Source organism: Streptomyces sp. SID14478 (assembly GCF_010548525.1).
Taxonomy (GTDB): domain Bacteria; phylum Actinomycetota; class Actinomycetes; order Streptomycetales; family Streptomycetaceae; genus Streptomyces.
In genome coordinates, this window is sequence record NZ_JAAGMG010000328.1 from 1 (window position 1) to 669 (window position 669).

Here is a 669-nt window from a genome sequence, read left to right on the forward strand (position 1 = left end):
CTGAGGGGCGCGGCGGGCCGGGCCGCGTCGGCGCCGGCCCGCCGCGCCCCGCAAGCGGCCTCTTCACGAAGGAGTACGGACATGATCGGCATCGGACGGACCGGCGAGCTGCTGCGTCAACTCACCGCATACGAGATCGACTTGGTGCTCGACTCGGGGGCGCACCACGGGTGCTTCGGGCGCGGCCTGCGCCGGGCCGGGTACCGGGGGCGCATCGTCTCCTTCCAGCCGTTCGGCGGGGCCCGCGCCAAGGTGCGCAGGACGGCGGCGCGCGACGCGGACTGGCTGGTGGTGCCCTACGCGCTCGGCGACCGCGACCGGGCGTGGATGCGGCGCCTGGACGGGGTGTGGGAGGACGTCGTCGCCCCCGGCGAGCGCGTGTTGCTCCAGGTCGACTGGAAGACGGAACTCGCCCAAGTGCTGGACGGTGCAGGCGAGTTCAGTGACGACCTCACGCTCGTACGGTCCGGTGTGCGCGGGCAGGCGGCGTTCGCGTGAAGCCCCTGCGGATCGCGCTCGTGCACGGTTTCCACGGCTCGGCCGTGCCCGGCGGCGAGGACGGGACCGTCCTCGACCAGGCCGCCGCCCTCACCCGCGCGGGCCACGAGGTGCGTCTGATCGCGGCCCGCACCGACGAACCGCACCACGCGCCCTGGTACGCGGCCCGCT

1 protein-coding gene is annotated in these 669 nt (G+C 74.7%); it reads left to right on the forward strand.

The genetic code is table 11. From position 1 onward, the window contains the following. Positions 1–81: 81 nt before the first annotated feature. A complete protein-coding gene (locus G3I40_RS10895; protein ID WP_164301959.1) occupies positions 82–498 on the forward strand; it encodes a hypothetical protein in 417 nt (138 codons plus the stop codon). Positions 499–669 lie beyond the last annotated feature (171 nt).